Genomic DNA, 21,837 nt, shown 5'->3' with positions numbered 1-21,837 from the left:
CCACCCCCTTTTGCTCGGTCTCATCACATGTATATGTCAGGGTAGGGCGTGGTAGAAACAATCAAAAAGGACCCCGGACATCAATCCGTGGACCCTTCTTCCGTGCTATACGTTTCAAGGAGATCCGGGTAGTCGAGCATTTCCCTCTTCCCTTTATCCGTGAGCTCATATACTCCTCTTTTGACCCTGTCGTACCATCCATAGTAATTCTTCTGAAGGATCAGTGGGGTTTTATCCCCTGTCCCGAGTTCTTTGAGAGATTTCGGTGAAAGGGGGCCATGGCGATCGAGCAGGACGGCAATGTGAATGCAGCTTTCTTTATAAGCCGTCATGATCTTCAGCTTATTGCTTCCCCCCACATTGTAATCCGCGCTCCTTCCTTCGATTTCCCTCACAAGCTGCGCACGCTTTTTCTTTCCATATGAAAGGCTTGCCTTCCGGTCAAAGGGAGCCGGATGATGTACGAACTCGATTTTATCCCCCTTGGCATGGGGGGCCACGGTGATCAAGCCTAGCTCCAGCCTTCTCACCAGGTGACAGGCATCCCTCCACCTTTTGGATCTCGTCCGTTTCGGTCTCGGGACGGCTATGTATACCATATCTGTCAGTCTGAGCCTCTTGGCGGCCTGGACGAGAAGATCCACCGTAAGGGAAAGCTTCATCTCCACGATGATCAGCTCTTCTCCTTTCATGGCCGTTACATCACAATCCTTCACCTCTCCGTTGACACGGTAGCCCAGGGAATGGAAATGGTTGCGTATAGGTGGATACAGATCAGCTTCTTTCATATTGATCCTCCTATCAGGCACTGCCTGTTGATTGCAGATTCTTCTATGAATCTAGTGTTAGTGAAAAGTATAGACCATTTTCATCAAATGAAAAACCTCTCGTCACTAAAAAACCCCGGATCCTACACGATCCGGGGTTTGCAAATCATTTTCTGATTTTGTGGATTTCATCCGCGACGAATTGAACGGATGTACCGACGATTACCTGAATGCTGTGTTCTCCCACAACATGGATACCCGGCACACCTGTGCGCCTGATCCTGTTCTGATCCACGACGTCCATATTATCCACTTCGATTCGCAGACGGGTTACACAGTTATCAACGGATGTCACATTCTCGTCTCCACCAAGGCCAGCATAGATCTCAGTAGCCATGGCAGAGAACTTATCTTCCTTGGATGTCTCAGGCTGAGCCGTCTCTTGAACGGCTTCTTCCAAGTCATCTTCTCCCCTTCCAGGTGTCTTAAGATTGAACTTCACAATCAAGAAGCGGAAGAGGAAGTAGTAGATCAGTCCGAAAACGATTCCCTGTACGAGGAGCATGTAAGGTGCATTGGCGATCGGCAGTCTTGAACTCAGTAAAAAGTCGATAAGTCCTGCCGAGAAACCAAATCCGGCCGTCCAATGGAAGAAAGCCGCTACCGCAAGGGATAAGCCCATAAGCACCGCATGCACAAGGAACAGCACAGGGGCCGCAAACATGAAGGCGAACTCAAGGGGCTCTGTCACACCAGTGAAGAAGGATGCAAAACCAGCCGCAAGCATGAGGGAACCGATCTGCTTCTTCTTGCCAGGCTTTGCCGTGTGGTAGATGGCAAGTGCCGCAGCTGGAAGACCAAACATCATGATCGGGAAGAAGCCGGCCATATACATACCGGTAATGCCTTTATCCCCTTTTCCAGACCAGAAGTTCCCGATATCATTGATTCCCGCGACATCGAACCAGAATACGGCGTTCAACGCGTGATGAAGACCTGTCGGGATCAGCAGGCGGTTAAAGAACCCATAGAGTCCGGCACCGACATAGCTGAGGGAACTGATGGCCTCCCCGAAAGCAATCAATCCTGAGAAGATCAGCGGCCATAAGAACAGCATGATGACGGAAACCACCAGCATGGATACGGCCGTCATGATCGGCACTAGACGCTTGCCGCTGAAGAAAGCGAAGGCATCAGGAAGCTTCACTTCACTGAAGCGGTTGAAGTTCCATGCCGCTATGATCCCGCAGAGGATCCCGATAAATTGGTTGTTGATCTTGCCGAAGGCTATATTGACCGAATCAACATCGACACCCTGAAGCATGGCCACGCTATCCGGGGACAAAAGGGTGGTAATGATCAGGAAGGCCACCAAGCCGCTGAGAGCCGCCGATCCATCTTTTACTTTTGTCATTCCGAGTGCAATCCCGATGGCAAACAGGAAGCCCATATTACTGATCAGCGATTCTCCTCCCTTGATCAAGAAGGCGGCAAACGGATTATTACCTCCCCACCCATCAGAATCGATCCAGTACCCGATCCCCATGAGAATGGCAGCCGCAGGAAGGACTGCAACCGGTAGCATAAGAGATTTACCGATTCGCTGCAAATAGTTCATCATACACATTTCCCCCTTTTTTCTTTAAGATGCTCAACACATTATAATTTCATAAACCGGGGCAATTCTATAGGAAAATGAACATAATGATAAATTGCCCATGCATCTGCCTCTTCAAAGAGACAAACAGGACATAAAATCCTATAGTAGACGATATTCGGAGATTGTGCAATTTAGAAGAAAGGGGAATGGATGTTTTTTGGTCTCTCACCACAAAAAAAGACCCTCCGGATTCCATATTCCGAAGAGTCTTTTCCTCTTATTAAGGCAGCTGGGTCGCACCCATCAGGTAGCGGTCGCACTCCCTCGCTGCTTCCCTGCCTTCGTTGATCGCCCATACGATCAGGCTTTGGCCACGTCGCATGTCACCGGCGGCAAATACGCCTTCCACATTGGTCTTGTAGTCGCCATATTCCGCCTTCACGGTTGAATTTTGATTCGTTTCAAGTTCCATGGCCTTGATGAGATCCTGTTCAGGACCACTGAATCCGATAGCGAGAAGAACAAGGTCGGCTGGCCACGCCTTTTCACTTCCCGGGATTTCCTCACGGATTTTGTTGCCTTCTTCATCATACCGAAGCTTCACATTGACCGTGTGGACTTCTTTAATATGCCCGTTCTCGTCACCGACGAATCTCTTTGTCATGACAGCATAAGCGCGGGGATCGGTACCGAACGTTTCTTCTGCTTCCTTCTGGCCGTATTCGACCCGGTGGATCACAGGATACTGCGGCCACGGATTACCCACCTCATCACGCATGGCGCCTTTCTTGTCATAAATGTCGAACTGGGTGAGGCTCTTGCAGTTGTGTCGTACAGAAGTAGCGAGGCAGTCTGTACCCGTATCCCCGCCTCCGATCACAATGACATTCTTGCCTGCGGCAGAGATATACTCCCCGTCGCCGTGATTGGAATCCAACAGGCTCTTCGTGTTGGAGTGAAGGAATTCCATAGCATAATGGACGCCCTTCAATGCACGTCCTTCCACCTGTACATCGCGATGGACTGCAGCTCCTCCGCACAGGATGACGGCATCGAAGTTTTCACGCAGCTGTTCGACGGTATAGTCCTTCCCGACTTCTGTATTGGTCACAAAGTCGATCCCTTCTTCCTCAAGGATCTTGACCCTGCGCTCCACTACAGAATAGGGGAGCTTCATTTCAGGGATCCCGTACGTGAGAAGACCACCCACGCGGTCATGCTTCTCAAATACGGTCACTAGATGACCCGCTTTGTTCAGCTGCGCAGCCGATGCAAGCCCGGCAGGACCGGATCCGACGACGGCAACCCGTTTGCCCGTACGGTGCTCCGGCGGCTCAGGGATCACCCATCCTTCCTGGAATCCCTTCTCGATGATGGAACGTTCTACGGTTCGGATGGCAACGGGCGGCTCGTTGATGCCGAGGACACATGCCCCTTCACACGGTGCCGGGCATGCAAACCCTGTGAACTCGGGGAAGTTATTCATTTGATGCTCCCTCTTCAGCGCTTCCTTCCATTGCCCCTGGTATACGAGATCATTCCATTCGGGGATCAAGTGATAAACCGGACAGCCCGTAGTGGAGCCATTGATCTCCATTCCCGATTGACAGGTGGGAACGCCGCAGTCCATGCAGCGCGCTCCCTGATTCCTGACTTCCTGTTCCGATAGGGGGAGTGTGTAGTCGTCCCAGTCCTTCGTCCTTTCACCAGGATGCCTTTCCTTTAATGTTTGCCTGCTGTATTCCATAAAGCCAGTCGCTTTTCCCATGAGTCCCCCTCCTTTTCTACTTCGCTGTTTCTAGCACTTTCTTTTTCTCTTCCTTCGTTCCTTCTTCAAATGCGGCCATCTCTGCATCGAATTTCTCAAGGCCCTTGCTTTCGAATTCACTGATCCGTTCTTTCATTTTCAGATAGGATTTCGGGATCACCCGCACGAATTTCGATAGATAGGATTCCCAGTTTGCAAGGATCTTCCGGCCATTATCACTATTGGTATACGAGACATATCGCTCGATCATTTCATACAATTCTTTCGATTCTTCGGGATCAAATAGCGGTTGCACATGGACAAGCTCCTGATTGCAGCGGCTTCGGAACGTTCCATCGTCATCCAGTACATACGCGACGCCTCCGGACATTCCGGCAGCAAAGTTCCGTCCCGTCATACCCAGAACAACAACCTTTCCACCAGTCATGTATTCACATCCGTGATCTCCGACTCCTTCGACCACCACGTCGGCACCGCTGTTACGGACACAGAAACGTTCTCCCGCGATACCATAAATGTAAGCCTCCCCTGATGAAGCACCATAAAAGGATACGTTCCCGACGATGGTATTGCGCTCAGGGATGAACGTAGCTGTCGGATCAGGATGAACGATGATTTTACCTCCGGATAATCCCTTCCCGACAAAGTCATTGGAGTCCCCAACAAGTCTCAACGTAAGGCCTTTCGGGATGAAAGCCCCGAAGCTTTGACCGGCAGACCCCTTGAAGGTCAGGCGGATAGTATCTTCCGGAAGTCCCTCCGTGCCGTAGCGCTTCGTGATTTCACTTCCGAGCATCGTTCCCGTAACACGGTGAATATTCCGGATGGCTGTGGTCCACTCCACTTTTTCACCTTTATCGATGGCATTCCGGCAGCGTGGGATGAGCTCCTGATAATCCAGGGTCTTCGTCAATTCATGATCTTGTTTGCGCGTTGCATAACGAGTCACTTTAGCAGGTACATCAGGCTGATAAAGAAGGGCGGATAGATCGATTCCCTTTCCTTTCCAGTGGTCGATGGCTTCATTCGCTTCAAGGACATCGGTCCTTCCGATCATCTCATTGATCGTCCTGAATCCGAGCTGGGCCATGATCTCCCTTGCTTCCTGGGCCACAAAGCGCATGAAATTCTCGACATGTTCAGGGTCACCCATATATTTCTTCCTCAGTTCAGGATCTTGTGTGGCAATCCCTACCGGACATGTATTCATATGGCATACTCTCATCATCACGCATCCAAGGACCACAAGGGGTGCAGTTGAGAATCCATATTCTTCTGCTCCGAGCAAGGAGGCGATGACCACATCTCTTCCGGTCATCATCTTCCCGTCTGTTTCCACGACGATCCGGTCCCTTAGATGATTGAGGAGCAGAGTCTGATGGGCTTCTGCAAGACCGATTTCCCACGGGAGGCCAGTGTGCTTCAAGCTCGTTCTCGGAGCAGCACCGGTCCCTCCGTCATAGCCTGAGATCAGGACCACATCGGCCCTTCCTTTGGCTACCCCGGCAGCAATCGTCCCGACACCGACGGCAGACACAAGCTTTACGCTGATGCGTGCGCGGGGATTGGCGTTCTTCAGATTGTAGATGAGCTCGGCAAGGTCTTCAATGGAATAAATATCATGATGGGGCGGAGGTGAGATAAGCTCCACTCCAGGGGTGGACCCCCTTACTTCTGCAACCCAAGGATAGACTTTCTTACCCGGAAGGTGACCTCCTTCTCCCGGCTTCGCCCCTTGGGCAACCTTGATCTGGATCTCGTCTGAGTTGACCAGATAATGACTGGTGACACCGAATCTCCCTGAAGCTACCTGCTTGATGGAGCTTCTGCGGGAGTCTCCATTTTCATCTGGCTGGAAGCGTTCCGGATGTTCCCCGCCTTCACCGGAGTTGCTTCTGCCTCCGATCCGGTTCATGGCGATAGCCAAAGCTTCATGGGCTTCCTGACTGATGGAACCGAAGGACATGGCCCCCGTCTTGAAGCGGCGGCAAATGCTTTCCACCGATTCCACTTCGTCAATCGGGATGGATTTCGCGTCCTTGAAGGACAGCAGGCCTCTTAACGACTGCAGATGCTGCTTCTCGTCAGTGAGCATACGCGAATACTTTTTGAATAGCTCGTAATCATTCGAGCGGCAGGCATGTTGCAGCGTATGGATTGTACTTGGATTGTATGCATGGTCCTCTCCCTTGTTCCGGTACTGGAACTCATCCCCTGATTCAAGGGTCCTGTTCGGGTCTTTGCGATCGGCATAGGCCTTGTTATGGCGCATGAGGACTTCCTTCTCGATCAGATCGATCCCGATTCCCCCGAGCCTCGACGGCGTACGGGTGAAATAGCGATCGATGACGTCGTTTTGGATTCCTACGGCTTCAAAGATCTGTGCACCCCTGTAGCTCTGAATGGTTGATATCCCCATTTTCGAGAGAACCTTGACTACTCCATCCGTTGCAGCCTTTACGTACTTATCGACAGCTTCGTCGAAGGTCTTGCCGCTGATTTCACCGTTTCCGATCATGCTATGGAGGCTCTCATACGCAAGATATGGATAAATCGCTTCGGCACCATAGCCGAGCAAGGTGGCAAAATGATGCACTTCCCTCGGCTCCCCTGATTCAAGGAGAAGGCTTACTCTCGTACGTGTCCCCTTCCGGATGAGATGATGGTGCAATGCGGATACGGCCAAGAGTGCAGGAATTGCAGCCTTCTTCTCTTCGACACCTCGATCGGAAAGGATGAGGAGGGTCGTTCCTTCCTCAACTGCTTGATCTGCTTGTTCAAAGAGGCGTTCCAGGGTAGGAGTCAGTTGATCTCCTTCTTCCGTCACCTTGAAAAGGATGGACAGCGTGACAGCTTTGAAGCCCTCTTCACGCTGCTGACGCAGTTTTTCAAATTCGGTCCCGTTAAGGACCGGTGTCTCAAGATAGATATGGCGACAGCTAGCGGGTGTCGGTGCAACAAGATTCCCTTCGGCACCGATTGTCGTTCCGACAGAGGTGATGATCTGCTCTCTGATGGCATCGATCGGCGGATTCGTCACCTGTGCGAATAGCTGTTTAAAGTAGTTATAAAGAAGCTGCGGTTTCTTCGAAAGGACGGCGAGGGGTGAATCATACCCCATGGAACCGACGGGATCTTTCCCTTCAAGCACCATCGGCTTGATGAGCTTATTGAGTTCCTCGGTCGTGTAACCGAAAGCCTGTTGCTGCACCATTACCTCTTCTTCTGGTATCGTTTCCGGCTCCCTTACAGGATCGGGTAGATCCCTCAGATTGAATTTATTCTGATCGAGCCAGTGGCGATAAGGCTGCTCGGAGGCAACACGCAGCTTGATTTCCTCATCAGGGATGATCCTTCCCTTTTCGAGGTCCACTAATAGCATTTTCCCCGGCTGCAGACGATCTTTATAAACAATATCATCAGCGAAGATATCCAGGGCACCGACTTCGGAACCAAGAACGATCATGCCGTTCTTCGTCACATAGTATCTGGCTGGACGCAGGCCGTTACGGTCAAGACATGCACCGATTTCCTTGCCATCGGTGAATACAAGGGCAGCAGGCCCATCCCACGGCTCCATGAGACAGCTGTGATATTCATAAAAGTCTTTTTTCTTCGGATGGATGGTTTCATCATTTTCCCACGGCTCCGGTACCATCATCATGGCCGTGTGGGCAAGGGATCGTCCCGATAGATGCAGGAATTCGAAGCAGTTATCGAACATGGAGGAATCACTGCCTGTCTCATCGATCACAGGAAGGATCTTTTTAAGGTCTTCGTCATTGAATGCACTGGATTTGCACAGTTTCTCCCTTGCTCTCATCCAATTGACATTGCCGCGAAGGGTATTGAATTCACCGTTGTGGATCGTATAGCGGTTCGGATGCGATCGCTGCCAGCTCGGGAAGGTATTCGTGCTGAAACGGGAATGCACAAGAGCGAGGGCAGACCTGAATTCAGGATGATTGAGGTCGATGTAGAAGGAGTCCAGCTGCTCAGGCACCAGCATCCCTTTATAGACGATGGTGGTCGAAGAAAGACTGCAGATATACACATCTTCCTGCCCTTCCACATTGGCTGCCTCATTTTCAATCCGTTTACGGATCACATATAGCTTGCGTTCAAAGTCCATGCGTGTCTCCATATCATCGGACGCACCGATGAAAACCTGACGGATGAACGGTTTAGACTTGGATGCGACTTTCCCCACGAAGGAATCATTCAATGGCACCGGTCTCCAGCCAAGAACCTCCTGACCTTCTTCCTCGATGATGCGTTCAAAGATTTCTTTGCTTTTCATTCTCTTTTCATATTGTTCAGGGAGGAAGACCATCCCGACCCCATATTCTCCTTTACGTGGAAGGAAGATGTCCTCTTTCTCGCACTGCTTCTTGAAGAAATGATGGGGGATTTGAGTAAGAATACCAGCACCATCGCCGGTACTGGTATCAGCGGACTGTCCTCCGCGGTGCTCTAGGTTACAGAGAATATTGATCGCATTTTGCACGATACTATGTGATTTGCTTCCATCAATGTTGGCAATCATCCCGATCCCGCATGCTTCATGCTCATGAAGGGGGTTATATAATCCTTGTGCCGCCGGAAGATTCGTTTTCATTCAATGTCCTCCTCTACTCACGTGTATAAAAATTGAATAAATACCACCTGATGCATTTAGTTGATTTTCGTTAGTATATCATGAAATTTAGAAAAAACGAAAAATTTAGTCATTAAAACCACCTCTATTTATACCAAAATAGTTGGAAAAACAGGCATGTACAATATGCCGGACTCTATGGATTTCCTCTAATTTTCAGAATCTTTAAAACCTTGATTTGACAATAAAGTAATCGTTTACATTTTCATTCTGAAAAAGCGCGTCCACAGATGAATTTTCATACAAAAATATCTTTAAAAAAAATTTTTTGTCAGACTGTTTTACAAGGTGATTCCAGGTCGATCTTCAAGGATGATTTCGGAAGAATGATGAGAATGGGCATCTCAGCGGAGGACACGGCCGTGCCAAGGTACGTGGATATCAACGTTATTTACCCATAACTTCTAAAGATTAAACCGTAGTACAAAACGACTAGCATTCACTAGCATCCATTCACTCTAATGGAACTATATACCACAGAACTACGCGCCTCTATAATGAAGTTAGAAATATTATTTCACAGAATTATTAGTTATTAGTGAAGTGTTATTTCACCGAGTATTTTGAAAGCGTTTACTATTCGAGACAAGAAAGGGAGGAGTTCAATGAAGAAAGCAAAAAAGTCCGTTGTCGTGATCCTGCTTCTGGTCCTGCTTGCCCCTATGTGGGCCGGACAAGCTTCTGCATCGGCACAGCCAAAGCATGAGATGCGTGCCGCATGGATTGCCACTGTTCAGAATATCGACATGAAGGCAGGGATGGACAAAGCCGCCTACACGTCATGGGTTCAAACGACTCTGGATGATCTTAAAGAAAGAAACTTCAATACGGTCATCTATCAGGTGAAACCGACCGTCGATGCCCTCTACTCCTCAGATCTTGCCCCATGGTCGAAATACATCACCGGTAAAGCTCAAGGAACCGACCCTGGATATGACCCCCTCGGCATCATGCTTGAAGAAGCCCACAAACGGGGAATCGAGCTCCATGCATGGGTGAATCCCTACCGTGTCACCATGCCGGGCATGACGCTTAACGACCTTGATCCTGGCAATGTGGCAAAGCTTCACCCTGACTGGGTGCTGAAGTACGGAAGCCAATACTACCTAGATCCAGGGCTACCGGAGGTACAGGAATACCTCATCGAGACCGTGGAAGAGCTTGTAGCCAATTATGATATTGAAGCTGTACACATGGATGATTATTTCTATCCGTATAAAATTGCCGGACAAGACTTCCCTGATCAAGCTACATACGAGAAATACGGCAAGGACTTTGATTCGATCGAAGACTGGCGCAGGAATAATGTCGATGTCCTCGTCAAAGATATCAACACTTCCATCAAGGATATGAAGGAATGGGTGCAGTTCGGTATCTCTCCATTTGGCGTCTGGAGGAATATCGCCAAAGATCCAACTGGAAGTGATACGACGGCAGGCCAGACGAATTACGATGATCTTTACGCCGATACGCGTCAGTGGATCAAAGACGGCAGCATCGACTACATCACTCCGCAAATCTACTGGTCCCGGGACTTTGCCGCTGCAAACTATTCCATCCTCCTCGATTGGTGGAGCAATGAAGTGACTGAGTACGCCTATGAGCACCCCGTTCATCTCTATATCGGGACGGCTGACTACAAGGTTGGTGACAACTTCGATCAGCAGTGGTACGACCCGTATGAACTACCGGAACAGATCCTGGATAACCGTGAAAACGGCACGGCAAAAGGACAGATGCATTTCTCCCTTCAGCAGCTCTATAACAATCGCCTGGGATATGCGGATATCCTGAAGGAAGAAATCTATACAGAAACAGCCTTGACGCCGCCCACTCCTTGGAATAACAGGGAACTGCCGAAAAAACCGACCAAAGTAAAAGGGAAATCCAAACATGGCAGTGTCAAACTTGAGATTGAAGATAAGAAACACACTGCAAGAAAGTTTGTCATCTACCGGTTTGACGGTCCTCGTGAAGGCGATTATAATGATCCTGCCAATATCATCGATGTCGTCTATGCAGATGAAGATTCCTATACAGACGTTCCTCCTGGTAAGGGACTCTACACGTATGGAGTTACATCTGTATCCGATACCGGTCTTGAAAGCCGCGACGCCAAAACGGTACGTGTTAAACATTAGGTCAAAGCAAAGTGCGGACAGCCCCGTCCTCAGACGGGTGCTGTCCGCACTTTTTATGTTCGTTCACTGTTGAGCTGCCAGAACGGTTTCCCTCATCTTCTTCGCTGCCTCCACCATCACGACGAGTGCTTCGATGGTTTCGTTCGGTCCGCGTGTTTTCAAACCACAGTCAGGATTGATCCAGAACAGTTGCGGATCGAGGACGCGAATGGCCCGTTCAATGTTCCGAGTCATCTCCTCGAGCGTCGGAACCCTTGGGCTGTGTATGTCATAGACGCCGAGACCGATACCTTGACTATAGGTGTTTTCCTCAAAGGAATGAATGAGATTCCCATGACTCCTTGACGTTTCGATCGATATGACGTCCGCATCGAGCGCTTTGATACTCTCGATGATTTCCCCAAACTCCGAATAGCACATATGGGTGTGGATTTGCGTACTGCTTTTCACAGATGACGTCGCAAGTTTGAAAGCGTGGACGGCAGCATCTAGGTAGCCTGCCCTCTTTTCTTTCTGCAGGGGCATCCCCTCCCTGAGGGCCGGTTCATCGACTTGGATCATGCGGATTCCATTCTCCTCGAGGGCTTCGACTTCTTTTCTCAAGGCCAGGGCAATCTGATTGGCCACATCATAACGCGGAATGTCTGTCCGGACAAATGACCAGTTCATGATCGTGATCGGACCAGTCAGCATGCCCTTCACAGGTTTTTCAGTCAGTGATTGCGCAAAGACCGTTTCATCCACTGTCATCGGTTCTTGGAAGCTGACGTCCCCGTGAATGATCGGAGGTTTCACACAGCGCGATCCGTAGGACTGCACCCAGCCATTCTTTGTGAAGGCAAATCCCCCAAGCTTTTCACCGAAGTATTCCACCATATCCGTCCGTTCAAATTCTCCGTGCACCAGTACGTCCAAACCGATTTTTTCCTGGATGTCGATCCACTTCTCAATCTCTTCCTGGATGAACGTCCGGTAGTCCTGATCACTTACGTCCCCCCTCCTCCACTTAAGCCGTTCTTTCCGCACCTCTTTAGTCTGAGGAAAGCTTCCAATCGTAGTGGTAGGGAAGAGGGGCAGACCCAGCTCTGATTCCTGAACGACCCGCCTTTCAGAGAATGGAGCACGTTGAAGGACTTCATTTTCGACCAGTTGTTCACTCTCTCTGAGTGTCCGGGATTGTTCGATATTGTCGAGACAGTCAGAGCTTTCCTTCAGCTCATTTGAGATAGAAGGACGCCCTTCCTTGACAGCCTCCGTAACCGTAACGATTTCCTGCAGCTTTTCATCTGCAAAAGAAAGTGTGCGTTTGAGGTGTTTCCTCAGCCCTTCCTCTACTTTGACCGTGACGGGCACATGGAGCAGGCTCGATGACGGCTGAATGATTAACCGATCCTTTGAAACAATGCCCTCCAATTGCTTAAGCGAGGAGAGAGTCCGATCAAGATCTGCCCTCCAAATATTCCTTCCATCAATGATTCCAGCAGCCAAGACCTTATCTTCAGGGAATCCATGGGTGTTCAGTGCCTGACGATTACCTCCACCATCGTGTACAAAATCCAATCCGATCCCATGTACCGGAAGCCTGACCACCCTCTCATAGCGACTGACGCGATCAAAGTAGGTTTGAAGAATGACCTTGATTCCAGGTGCTGCCTTGATCAACGTGTCATAGACCTGCTCAAGGACCGTCCACTCATCCTCTGTGAGGTCGGTACAAAGTACGGGTTCATCAATCTGAACCCATTCGGCGCCAGCCTCTTCAAGCTCCTTTAGAATGGATGCATACAGCGGGACGAACCAATCGACCACGCTATCAAACTCTTCGGGGGCATAACCTTTGGACAACTTTACAAACGTAACCGGACCTATGAGCACCGGCTTTCCAATGATGCCAAGCTGCTCCTTCGCTTCCTTGAAGTAGCGGAGCGGGCGATTATCAGCCAAAGAAGGCGTAGCCCCTTCAAGTTCTGGAACGATGTAATGGTAATTCGTGTTGAACCATTTCGTCATCGTGGATGCCACCGCATCCCCCGTTCCCCTTGCCATACCGTAATACGTTTGCAGAGAGACCTTCCCTCCCCCATGACCGAACCGCTTCGGGACCACCCCGAACATGGCGGCCGTATCCAATACATGATCATACAGGCTGAAGTCCCCGACAGGAATCAGGTCGATCCCTGCATCCGACTGCTTTTTAAGATGACGAAGGCGGATCTCATCTGTCTTCTCCACAAATTCTTCTTCCTTTAGCTTTCCTTCCCAAAATTGCTCCAGTGCTTTCTTCCACTCTCGTTTTTCACCGATCCTCGGGTAACCTAGATTTGAACTTTTAACCATATTGCTCACTCCTTCTCATTTTTTCTCCAATAAAAAAATCTCCCTTTCAGAGAAAGGGAGATTTTGCGCGTAATGAATAAACGTCGACATTCCTATGATGTCAACACGCGTACCTCACTCCCCTCTATGACCCGTAGAGCTTAAGTGCACACAACAGGCAGGTCTCCTGACTCAGGTTCATCACGCCTTATCCCTTCCCATTCCCTCTAGAAACAGTGGATGTGATAAGTTGCTTCCCCTTACAGTGGCGGGACCGTACCGGACTTTCACCGGTTTCCCTTTTCAGCCATGCTTCCACACGGCACCTGTCGCATCTTCCTATTCAGTTCTCACCTCAACGAAAAAAGCCTCTCCACGATAGAGAGGCCCGGTAAAGGGATGTCCTCTCTTATTTTCCAAAGCATGACGCTTTGCAGGAATTAGCACCTTTTCAACAAGTGTTGAATGGTTGCCGGGTTTCACAGGGCCAGTCCCTCCACCGCTCTTCATAAGAGTATCGATCATATATTTGTCCGTTGAATAGGGTAATACTAGCATGCCAGCTTTTGCTTTGTCAAAATATTTCTAACATTCGTCCGAAGGTCCTACTTGCCGTAGGGGTCACTCCAGCTAAACTCGTTGCCATAAAAAATGCCCCCTCTGGCACTTCAGAGGAGGGTCGACTTTGCATGGAACGCAGGAAGAAATTCGCGGTGGACGTCCAGCAGTTCATCCAATAATGGTTTCGCTCTTGAATCACTTGTGACCAGTGGATTGATCGCCATGGCCAGAAGGGCTTTTTCGTAGGAGCCTGACACGGCTGCTTCTGCCGCGGTCCGCTCAAAGGATTTGATTTGTTGAACAAGTCCACTGACGGCTACAGGCAGTTCACCGATATGGATCGGTTTCGGCCCTTCTTTGGTCACGATACAGTTCACTTCCACGGCGGACTCATCAGGGATGCCCGTGATACTGCCATCATTTCTGATGTTCAGGGTCTGTACATCCCCTTTATCATTGAAGATCGAAGAAATCACATTGCAGGCGGCATCGCTGTAGTAGGCTCCTCCGCGCTCCTGAAGCTGCGGGGGCTTCACATCAAGGTCTTCGTTTTTATACAGCTCGAACAATTCATCTTCCAATCGTTGGACGACCTCGGCACGGGTTGTCCCCGTTTTGAATTCCTCCAGTTGCTTCTCCAGGATCTCACTGGTTTTGTAAAAATACCGGTGGTACGGACAAGGTATGACTCCGAGAGCCTTCAAGAAGCCAGGATCCCATGGCAGTGGGGCGATATTTTTCATGCTGAGCTGCTTATCCTCATCACCCATCAGTTCCAGTACCTCATCAAGAGCGGACACCCCATCGACGGTGACATCCAGTCCGTACACCATATGATTCAAGCCGGCAAACCGGATATCGACGGAAGCGACCTCTACTCCAAGGAGCCTGGCAATGGTCATCTTCGTATTGATCGGCAGGTTGCATACGCCCACGACTTTGGAATGCTTGCTGTATCGGAGCAACGCCTCCGTCACCATCCCAGCCGGGTTGGTGAAATTGATCAGCCATGCATCAGGGCAAAGACGCTGCATATCCTCTGCAATCTCAAGAAGAACCGGAATCGTGCGGAGGCCTTTGAATAGTCCACCTGCCCCGTTCGTTTCCTGCCCGATCATGCCGTACTTGATCGGCAGCCTTTCATCCTGGATCCTTGCCTTCAGCTGACCGACCCGCATCTGGGTTGTAACAAAATCCGCATCCTTCAGTGCTTCCTCCCTGTCCAAAGCCAGGTGAATGGTCATGGGAACACCGGCCTTAGACACCATCCTCCGCGCAAGACTCCCGACAATTTCGAGTTTATCTTTTCCAGCAGGGATATCCACAAGCCACAGCTCTCGTACAGGCAGCTCATCATATCGATTGATCAAGCCTTCCACAAACTCCGGCGTGTAGCTTGAGCCACCGCCTATGGTCACGATTTTTAAGCCTTTATTCATGCTCATACCTCCTTATCCTTTCACTGCAAATGCCAGCACAAAACTGATGGCAAAACTAACGACGACACCAAGCCATAAACGCTTCTTCTTAATAGAAGGATCCTCTACAGGCCCTTCAATCTTGAGTAATACGAGGCTCAACCCTAGAGAAGTCGAAATTCCCGTTGCCAAAAAAATGCTCCACTCCTTTGGCAAACCTGCACTTATTAAAGGCTTTGACAATAATAATAAGCCGATGGATACGGTCATTAATAAAATGAATACACTTTTGAATCCAATCCTCCTGGGGATGACAGTCTCAGTCATTTCCTTCACTCTCCTTAGGGTACATAGTGAAGAAGCGGGATCCATGGATTCCCGCTTCACTGTTCACTTCCTTACATATATTGCTGTTTATACGGGGTGTAATCGACCAGTTTCCACATTGATCAAGCGGCTTGTTGGTCGTTTTCTTCTACTTGCACCATTTTTCTATCATACATCTTGAAGAACGGGAAGTAGATAGCGAACGAAATAGCGATGTTGATGAAGACCATGACGACAGCCCGCCAATCTCCTCCTGTTGCCAGGAATGCGCCGATTGGTGCCGGTAGGGTCCACGGCGGCATGATATAGGTCGGCGAAATCATGCCTGTAGCTGTTGCTACATAAGCAATGGTTGCCGTAATAAGTGGTGTGATGACAAACGGAATGATCAAGACTGGATTCAGGACGATCGGTGCCCCGAAGATGATCGGTTCATTGATATTAAACGTAACAGGTACGATACTGGTACGACCCAATGCTTTCAAATACTTGGAACGGGAGAAGAATACCATAGCAAGAGCGAGCCCAAGTGTAGCTCCTGATCCACCGATCCAGATGAACCATTGGTAGAAGGTTTCCGGAGCGATATGCGGAATAACCTGACCGTTTGCAACAGCGTCAGCATTGTTCACTAGGAACACTTCCCATAATGGACGAGCAACGGTTCCTACTACTGATACTCCGTGAATTCCGAATGACCAGAAGAATGTAATTAAGAAAACAGGAATCAATACCCCAAAAATGCTGTCCCCTGCCGTTACAAGAGGAGCGACTGCCACACCGATCAAATGGTGAAGATCAAGACCTGCCCAAACGGTTATGGCCGATACACCCAAGATGACGAAGGCAACAGGAATCAGTGCTTCAAAACTTCGTGCCACGGATGGTGGTACCTGTTCTGGCATTTTGATTGTAATATTTCTCTTTTTACAGAACCTGAGTATCTCCACAGCGAGTATCGAGACGACCATGGCAACGAATAATCCATGTCCCCCGAGGTTTGTCATTGGAAGCATCCATGCGCCGTCAACTGCCTGAGGTGTAATAGTTAAGAGAAGTGCAGCTACGGACATCTGAGCGCCTGAAAGAGGATCGAGGCCATAGCTTTTCGATAGATTGTATCCTATCCCGAAGGCTATATAGAGCGACATGATGAACATGGTGACACGGTATGGAATCAGGATTTCCACAATATTATCTGCAGCCCACTGCTTGATGTCACCGAATACCCCTGCATCAGGCAGCGGTGGGAACGCCACAATCAAAAAGAATGATCCTACGATAATGAACGGCAGTGCAGAAATGACCCCATCCCGGATCGCCTGCAAATGCCTTTGTTCCGAAAGTCTCGCCATTGGCCCGGATAAATTATTCTCCAGGAAATTTACAAACTTTTGCATGTTCCTACCCCCTTGTTCTTCCCCTTTAGTTCGTCAATTCTTTGACGGTTTTCAATAATGTGGCCCCACCGAGCGGTGAGTACGCCTGTGGCGGGATCGGCCCACATGGTACGTTTGCCCCGTCAGCCGCTTTCTTCACCTGATCGAAGCGGTGCCTGATCTGCGGTGCTACCATGCAGACATCCCATCCCTTGGATATCTCATCGGCCACTTCCCCCGTCCCGATTGCCAGGACGTCCATTTCAAGCCCTTCTTTCGCCCCTTCTTTCTTCAATGCATTGACGACGATGGAACTGGACATCCCACCTGCACATACAAATAATACTTTCATCAATCTTCCTCCTTTTTCATTCGTTGGACGATATTATGGGTCTCGACGATTTGTTCGAAGACGCCATGTCCTTTCTTCATACATAATGCAACAAACAGGGCGTCTATGATGACGAGCTGCGCAATGCGTGCCGTCATCGTACCGATCCTAATATTGTTCTCCTCTTCCGAGATCGTCAGGACGATATCGGCAAGCTTTCTCGCCTGAGACTTCCCGTGCTGGGTAAGGAGGATGATTTTCGCCCCTTTTTCCTGTGCCACGGTCATGAGCCTCAGGATTTCCTTCGTCTGACCGGATGTTGAAACGACGAACAGGACATCGTTCTTCGTCATATTCGCTGCCATCATCATCTGGACGTGGATATCCCCCGCCTGGAAGGCCAGATAATTGAGCCTGAGGATCTTCTGGGTGAAGTCCTCCGCCACGACAGCAGAACCTCCGACTCCGTATAGATAGACGCGATCGGCGTGGTGCAGTGCTTCCACCGCACGCTCGAGCTCCTCCACCGAGAACAGTTTCTCCGTGTTCTTGATGGCCTGGTACGTATTCATCGTCACTTTACTGAATACTGTTTCCAGACTGTCCTCAAAGTGTAAAAGTGTGTTCACTTCGGGATTTTCCGGTTCCTCGATCCATGAGGTTTTGGCAAGTTCGATCTTCAACCCGCTGAAGGAGTTGATGCCGATCCGTTTACAAAAACGGATGATCGCCGCCTCGCTGCTCCCGCAGGATGAAGCTAGTTGCTTTGTGGTCATTTCCATCACTTTATCCGGATATTCCAGTACATATTCCGCTACTGCGTGCTCAGAAGGAGTGAATGCTTCCATCTGGCTCTTGATGTGTTTTAAAACGTGAAACTCTGTCATGGTCACCTCCAAAAAAATGAGTTGTGCTGTAAAGGCTTTCAATTTACTATGATTATATGCGATAATGAAATTAAATTTCAATATATTTTTGAAATTTCTAAACTTTTATTTTACCAAGTGGTAGAAAGCCGTTCTATAAGAGTACTAGGAGGAATAGGAAGATGACCAAAAACGTGGAAGTAGAAATCTTTGAAATCATTTCAAATGGAGGAAATGCAAAAGCCATCGCCTATGAAGGACTTTCCAAGGCGCATGAGGGAAAATTTGAGGAAGCCGATCAGCTCTTGAAAGATGCACATGTGGAGCTGAACAAAGCCCATAACACCCAAACATCTCTTATTCAAGCGGAGCTGAACGGGGACAGCTTCGAAAAGTCCCTTCTCATGATCCATGCCCAGGACCACCTCATGACATCCATCAGTGAGATCACGCTCATCGAGCAGATGATCCCTATGTTGAAACGCATCCATCAATTAGAAACCCGATAAGGAGGAAGAATAGATGAGCAAACGTCTCGGAGTATCGATTTATCCCAATCGTTCAAAGGTGGAAGATGACAAATCGTATCTTGAACTGGCTTCTTCCTATGGATTCAAACGAGTATTCACCTGTCTTCTATCAGTAGATGGTGAAAAAGACACGATCCTGGCAAACTTCAAGGAAACCATTTCATATGCAAAAGAGCTCGGCATGGAAGTCATTGCAGATATCTCACCGCGCATCTTCAAGGAGCTGAACATCTCTTATGATGATCTCTCATTCTTTGCCGACCTCGGAGCCCACGGCATCCGTCTCGATATGGGGTATACCGGTCAGGAAGAATCCATGATGTCTTTCAATCCGTATGACCTGAAGATTGAGCTCAATATGAGCAATGCCACAAAATACATCGACAACATCATGACGTATCAGCCTAATAAGGATGCCCTCCTCGGCTGTCATAACTTTTATCCTCACCGCTACTCCGGGTTGTCTTATCCGTTCTTCGTCGAGTGCAGCCAAAAGTTCAAGGATCTCGGGATGAGGACTGCGGCCTTCGTCTCTTCGGAAGATGCTACATTCGGCCCCTGGCCGGTAGTCGAAGGGCTTCCCACCCTTGAAATGCATCGGGACCTTCCAATCGACGTCCAGGCAAAACACCTTTTCGCAACGGGGCTGATCGATGATGTAATCATCAGTAACGCATATGCCTCCGAACGGGAATTGAAGCTCCTGAGTTCTCTTAATCTTCAAAAAATCACGTTCTCTGTGGATGTGGTGGATACTACTACGGAACTTGAAGAAACGATTTTGTTCCAAGAGCCTCACTTCTACCGCGGGGACGTGTCGGATTATATGATCCGCTCCACCCAGAGCCGGGTGAAGTACCGCGGCAGGGAGTTCGCTCCCCATAACACCCGTGATATCAGACGGGGGGATATCATCATTGAGAATGACCTGTACGCCCAATATGCCGGGGAGCTTCAAATCGCCTTGAAAGATATGAAAAATTCCGGTAAGACCAATGTGGTCGCCCGGATCCGCGAAGAAGAGATCGTCCTCCTCGATTATCTGCAACCATGGGGCAAATTCGCCTTCGAAAAAAGAGGCTGAGAGATGGGGAGAATCATAGGAGTAGACGCAGGTGGGACGAAAACACAGGCCCTTGTGATGGATGAGCAACGGAATGTGTTCTTCGAATCGGTTGCCGGTCATGGCAATCCTTCCGTATCTTTTCAGCAAGCCATGGACCATCTTACGTCGGTTCTCAAAGACTGCCTGCATGACGGAGAGGCGGACGCCATCGTCATCGGGATGGCCGGGCTTCAATCGGGGCCGCTAGAGGAACGGGTGAAGGACGTACTTGCACCCCTTTCTCCCTCTCCCATGTGGATCATCAGTGATGCCGAGCTTGCTTTTGACAGTGCGATCGGGGACGGTGACGGGATCCTTACCATTGCGGGAACGGGCTCCATTTCCCACGGCCGCCACGGTACGATGACAGGTGTGTCCGGTGGATGGGGCCATCTTCTCGGTGATGAGGGAAGTGCCTATTCCATTGCAATCCAGGCCTGCCAGATCATCACTACTGAAATCGATCGAGATGTCCCCCATTCTCCCCTCTCACAGGCAGTGATGAAGGAGATCGGTGCTGTTGACGGGAAGGGGTTGAAAGGATTCATCTACACATCCAATAAGGGGGAAATCGCCTCCTTGTCCAAAGTTGTGGACGCATGTGCGCAGGACGGGGATGTTTCTTCCCGGATGATCCTGCAAAAAGCCGGGGCATCCCTAGGGATGCAGACCGTTCAGCTCGCCCGTAACCTTTCTCTTTCATCGTTGAAAGTGGCCATAAAGGGAAGCGTTTTGGAAGCAAGCAACGAAGTTCAGACATCTTTCAAACAGGTAGTCTCAGAGGCCTACCCAGATACAACTATCCTTTTGAGTCCTACGTCCCCGGCCTTGGGTGCCGTCACGACTTTTACAAGAATGAGGAGGAAACACTAAATGGTCAAACGTCTAGCCGTAGGGCTAATGTCAGGCACATCCGTCGATGCGGTGGATGCCGCCCTCGTATCCTTGGAAGGGACGGGAAGCAGCGCAACCTGCAAGCTGATCCATTACGCCTCCACCCCCTTCCCCCAGTCAGTCAAAAAGAAAATTTTCGAGGTCATCAGTGAGGAACACTCATCCACTCCTGCCCTTTCAAGCCTTCACTTCGAGCTTGGCCGCATCTACGGGGAAGCCGTCATCGGTCTTTGCACGGATGCCGGTGTTCCACTGGAGGATCTCGATGTCATCGGGTCCCACGGGCAGACCGTATTTCACCAGCCTTTCCCCACGGCGGATTCTGTCCCTTCCACTCTCCAGATCGGTGAGCCGAGCGTGATCGCATACATGACGAATACCGCCGTTGTCTCAAATTTCAGGTCTATGGACGTCGCTGCGGGAGGCGAGGGTGCCCCCCTCGTTCCCTACACGGAATACATCCTCTACCGGTCACCTGGAGTGGGGAGGCTCCTTCAAAACATCGGGGGGATCGGGAATGTCACCGTCCTATCCAAGGACGGTTCCCTTGAAGACGTGTACGGATTCGATACAGGGCCGGGCAATATGATCATCGACGGGCTATGCGAGAGGCTTTACGGCAAGGCATTCGATGAAGACGGAGCCATCGCTTCCACTGGGAAGGTGCATGAAAAGATGGTGGAAGAATGGATGGAATGGGAAGCCGGTTTCTTCTCAAGGAAGCCCCCTAAATCCACTGGGCGGGAACAGTTTGGGGACATATTCATCGACCGCATCATGGATAAGTTCTCTCACCTTGCGAAAGAAGATCTCATCGCATCGGCGACGTACTTTACGGCCCGCTCTATCGCAGATGCCTATAAAACGTTCATCTTCCCTCACTATGAAGTGGATGAAATCATCATCGGAGGCGGAGGGAGCTATAACCACATCCTCATCCGTTTCATGAAGGAACTGCTTCCAACCTGTACGCTCCTCACGCAGGAAGAAATCGGCTACTCATCCGATGCCAAAGAGGCCATCGCCTTCGCCCTTCTTGCCCACGAGACGTTGAACGGACAGCCTGGAAATGTACCGGGTGCAACGGGTGCCGGGGATTATGTGATCCTTGGTTCCATTACCCCTGCCCCTCTTCCCGGAAAGAACTAAATCTACAAGAATACTAGAAAGGCGGGAT

At 49.8% G+C, this 21,837-nt stretch carries 15 protein-coding genes and 2 riboswitches; of the genes, 5 read left to right on the top strand and 10 right to left on the bottom strand.

Features of this window, described 5'->3' with window-relative positions; all coding sequences use genetic code 11:
- Window positions 1-80: 80 nt before the first annotated feature.
- From K6T23_RS06995 to gltB, 4 genes are all read right to left on the bottom strand, one after another.
- Complete coding sequence (locus tag K6T23_RS06995) at window positions 81-788, bottom strand: DUF2161 domain-containing phosphodiesterase (protein ID WP_056534533.1); 708 nt, start codon at window positions 786-788, stop codon at window positions 81-83.
- Between the two features lie 145 nt (window positions 789-933).
- On the bottom strand, window positions 934-2,388 hold the full coding sequence (gene nagE / locus K6T23_RS06990; protein WP_053428046.1) for an N-acetylglucosamine-specific PTS transporter subunit IIBC: 1,455 nt from the start codon (window positions 2,386-2,388) through the stop codon (window positions 934-936).
- 259 nt (window positions 2,389-2,647) lie between these two features.
- Window positions 2,648-4,135 (bottom strand): glutamate synthase subunit beta, encoded by a 1,488-nt coding sequence (locus K6T23_RS06985; RefSeq protein WP_053428047.1) that lies wholly within the window; start codon window positions 4,133-4,135, stop codon window positions 2,648-2,650.
- Between the two features lie 16 nt (window positions 4,136-4,151).
- Window positions 4,152-8,753, bottom strand: a complete 4,602-nt coding sequence (gene gltB / locus K6T23_RS06980) for a glutamate synthase large subunit (protein WP_238284036.1) — start codon at window positions 8,751-8,753, stop codon at window positions 4,152-4,154.
- A 644-nt stretch (window positions 8,754-9,397) separates the two neighbouring features.
- Here gltB and K6T23_RS06975 point away from each other — a divergent pair.
- On the top strand, window positions 9,398-10,933 hold the full coding sequence (locus tag K6T23_RS06975; protein ID WP_238284035.1) for a glycoside hydrolase family 10-like protein: 1,536 nt from the start codon (window positions 9,398-9,400) through the stop codon (window positions 10,931-10,933).
- Between the two features lie 63 nt (window positions 10,934-10,996).
- On the opposite strand, the gene metE is transcribed toward K6T23_RS06975, so the two are convergent.
- From metE to K6T23_RS06945, 6 genes are all read right to left on the bottom strand, one after another.
- Window positions 10,997-13,270: a 5-methyltetrahydropteroyltriglutamate--homocysteine S-methyltransferase gene (metE, locus tag K6T23_RS06970; protein WP_238284034.1), complete on the bottom strand. Its 2,274-nt coding sequence runs from the start codon at window positions 13,268-13,270 to the stop codon at window positions 10,997-10,999.
- Between the two features lie 139 nt (window positions 13,271-13,409).
- A riboswitch (cobalamin riboswitch) is annotated at window positions 13,410-13,594 on the bottom strand.
- A 61-nt stretch (window positions 13,595-13,655) separates the two neighbouring features.
- A riboswitch (SAM riboswitch) is annotated at window positions 13,656-13,764 on the bottom strand.
- Window positions 13,765-13,917: 153 nt separating this feature from the next.
- Window positions 13,918-15,255 (bottom strand): 6-phospho-beta-glucosidase, encoded by a 1,338-nt coding sequence (locus K6T23_RS06965; protein ID WP_273546611.1) that lies wholly within the window; start codon window positions 15,253-15,255, stop codon window positions 13,918-13,920.
- A 6-nt stretch (window positions 15,256-15,261) separates the two neighbouring features.
- A complete protein-coding gene (locus tag K6T23_RS06960) occupies window positions 15,262-15,555 on the bottom strand; it encodes a hypothetical protein (protein ID WP_159129487.1) in 294 nt (97 codons plus the stop codon).
- Window positions 15,556-15,677: 122 nt separating this feature from the next.
- Window positions 15,678-16,955, bottom strand: a complete 1,278-nt coding sequence (locus K6T23_RS06955; protein WP_056534520.1) for a PTS sugar transporter subunit IIC — start codon at window positions 16,953-16,955, stop codon at window positions 15,678-15,680.
- Window positions 16,956-16,980: 25 nt separating this feature from the next.
- Complete coding sequence (locus K6T23_RS06950; RefSeq protein WP_048005030.1) at window positions 16,981-17,286, bottom strand: PTS sugar transporter subunit IIB; 306 nt, start codon at window positions 17,284-17,286, stop codon at window positions 16,981-16,983.
- Window positions 17,286-18,152: a MurR/RpiR family transcriptional regulator gene (locus K6T23_RS06945; protein WP_056534518.1), complete on the bottom strand. Its 867-nt coding sequence runs from the start codon at window positions 18,150-18,152 to the stop codon at window positions 17,286-17,288. Before K6T23_RS06945 ends, K6T23_RS06950 begins: the two co-directional genes overlap by 1 nt.
- Window positions 18,153-18,313: 161 nt before the next feature.
- Here K6T23_RS06945 and K6T23_RS06940 point away from each other — a divergent pair, with 161 nt between their 5' ends.
- The 4 genes from K6T23_RS06940 to anmK are packed head-to-tail and all read left to right on the top strand — an operon-like array spanning window position 18,314 to window position 21,809.
- The gene (locus tag K6T23_RS06940; RefSeq protein WP_079515323.1) at window positions 18,314-18,640 is read left to right on the top strand and encodes a PTS lactose/cellobiose transporter subunit IIA; all 327 of its coding nucleotides are present in this window, start codon (window positions 18,314-18,316) and stop codon (window positions 18,638-18,640) included.
- A gap of 13 nt (window positions 18,641-18,653) precedes the next feature.
- The gene (locus K6T23_RS06935; protein ID WP_238284032.1) at window positions 18,654-19,745 is read left to right on the top strand and encodes a DUF871 domain-containing protein; all 1,092 of its coding nucleotides are present in this window, start codon (window positions 18,654-18,656) and stop codon (window positions 19,743-19,745) included.
- Window positions 19,746-19,748: 3 nt separating this feature from the next.
- Window positions 19,749-20,639: a BadF/BadG/BcrA/BcrD ATPase family protein gene (locus K6T23_RS06930; RefSeq protein WP_238284031.1), complete on the top strand. Its 891-nt coding sequence runs from the start codon at window positions 19,749-19,751 to the stop codon at window positions 20,637-20,639.
- Window positions 20,640-21,809, top strand: a complete 1,170-nt coding sequence (gene anmK / locus K6T23_RS06925) for an anhydro-N-acetylmuramic acid kinase AnmK (RefSeq protein WP_238284030.1) — start codon at window positions 20,640-20,642, stop codon at window positions 21,807-21,809.
- Window positions 21,810-21,837: the final 28 nt, after the last annotated feature.

Origin of the sequence: Rossellomorea marisflavi (assembly GCF_022170785.1) — a bacterium.
Taxonomy (GTDB): Bacteria; Bacillota; Bacilli; order Bacillales; family Bacillaceae_B; genus Rossellomorea; species Rossellomorea marisflavi_B.
This window is presented reverse-complemented; position numbering and strand designations above follow the sequence as displayed.

What these genes read in the sequence shown, in the direction of transcription:
- anmK (WP_238284030.1), top strand. Translation starts at nt 20,640, where the DNA reads ATGGTCAAACGTCTAGCCGTAGGGCTAATGTCAGGCACATCCGTCGAT.
- nagE (WP_053428046.1), bottom strand. Translation starts at nt 2,388, where the DNA reads ATGATGAACTATTTGCAGCGAATCGGTAAATCTCTTATGCTACCGGTT.
- K6T23_RS06965 (WP_273546611.1), bottom strand. Translation starts at nt 15,255, where the DNA reads ATGAGCATGAATAAAGGCTTAAAAATCGTGACCATAGGCGGTGGCTCA.
- K6T23_RS06995 (WP_056534533.1), bottom strand. Translation starts at nt 788, where the DNA reads ATGAAAGAAGCTGATCTGTATCCACCTATACGCAACCATTTCCATTCC.
- K6T23_RS06930 (WP_238284031.1), top strand. Translation starts at nt 19,749, where the DNA reads ATGGGGAGAATCATAGGAGTAGACGCAGGTGGGACGAAAACACAGGCC.
- metE (WP_238284034.1), bottom strand. Translation starts at nt 13,270, where the DNA reads ATGGTTAAAAGTTCAAATCTAGGTTACCCGAGGATCGGTGAAAAACGA.
- K6T23_RS06950 (WP_048005030.1), bottom strand. Translation starts at nt 17,286, where the DNA reads ATGAAAGTATTATTTGTATGTGCAGGTGGGATGTCCAGTTCCATCGTC.
- K6T23_RS06985 (WP_053428047.1), bottom strand. Translation starts at nt 4,135, where the DNA reads ATGGGAAAAGCGACTGGCTTTATGGAATACAGCAGGCAAACATTAAAG.
- K6T23_RS06945 (WP_056534518.1), bottom strand. Translation starts at nt 18,152, where the DNA reads ATGACAGAGTTTCACGTTTTAAAACACATCAAGAGCCAGATGGAAGCA.
- K6T23_RS06935 (WP_238284032.1), top strand. Translation starts at nt 18,654, where the DNA reads ATGAGCAAACGTCTCGGAGTATCGATTTATCCCAATCGTTCAAAGGTG.
- K6T23_RS06975 (WP_238284035.1), top strand. Translation starts at nt 9,398, where the DNA reads ATGAAGAAAGCAAAAAAGTCCGTTGTCGTGATCCTGCTTCTGGTCCTG.
- K6T23_RS06940 (WP_079515323.1), top strand. Translation starts at nt 18,314, where the DNA reads ATGACCAAAAACGTGGAAGTAGAAATCTTTGAAATCATTTCAAATGGA.
- K6T23_RS06960 (WP_159129487.1), bottom strand. Translation starts at nt 15,555, where the DNA reads ATGACTGAGACTGTCATCCCCAGGAGGATTGGATTCAAAAGTGTATTC.
- K6T23_RS06955 (WP_056534520.1), bottom strand. Translation starts at nt 16,955, where the DNA reads ATGCAAAAGTTTGTAAATTTCCTGGAGAATAATTTATCCGGGCCAATG.
- gltB (WP_238284036.1), bottom strand. Translation starts at nt 8,753, where the DNA reads ATGAAAACGAATCTTCCGGCGGCACAAGGATTATATAACCCCCTTCAT.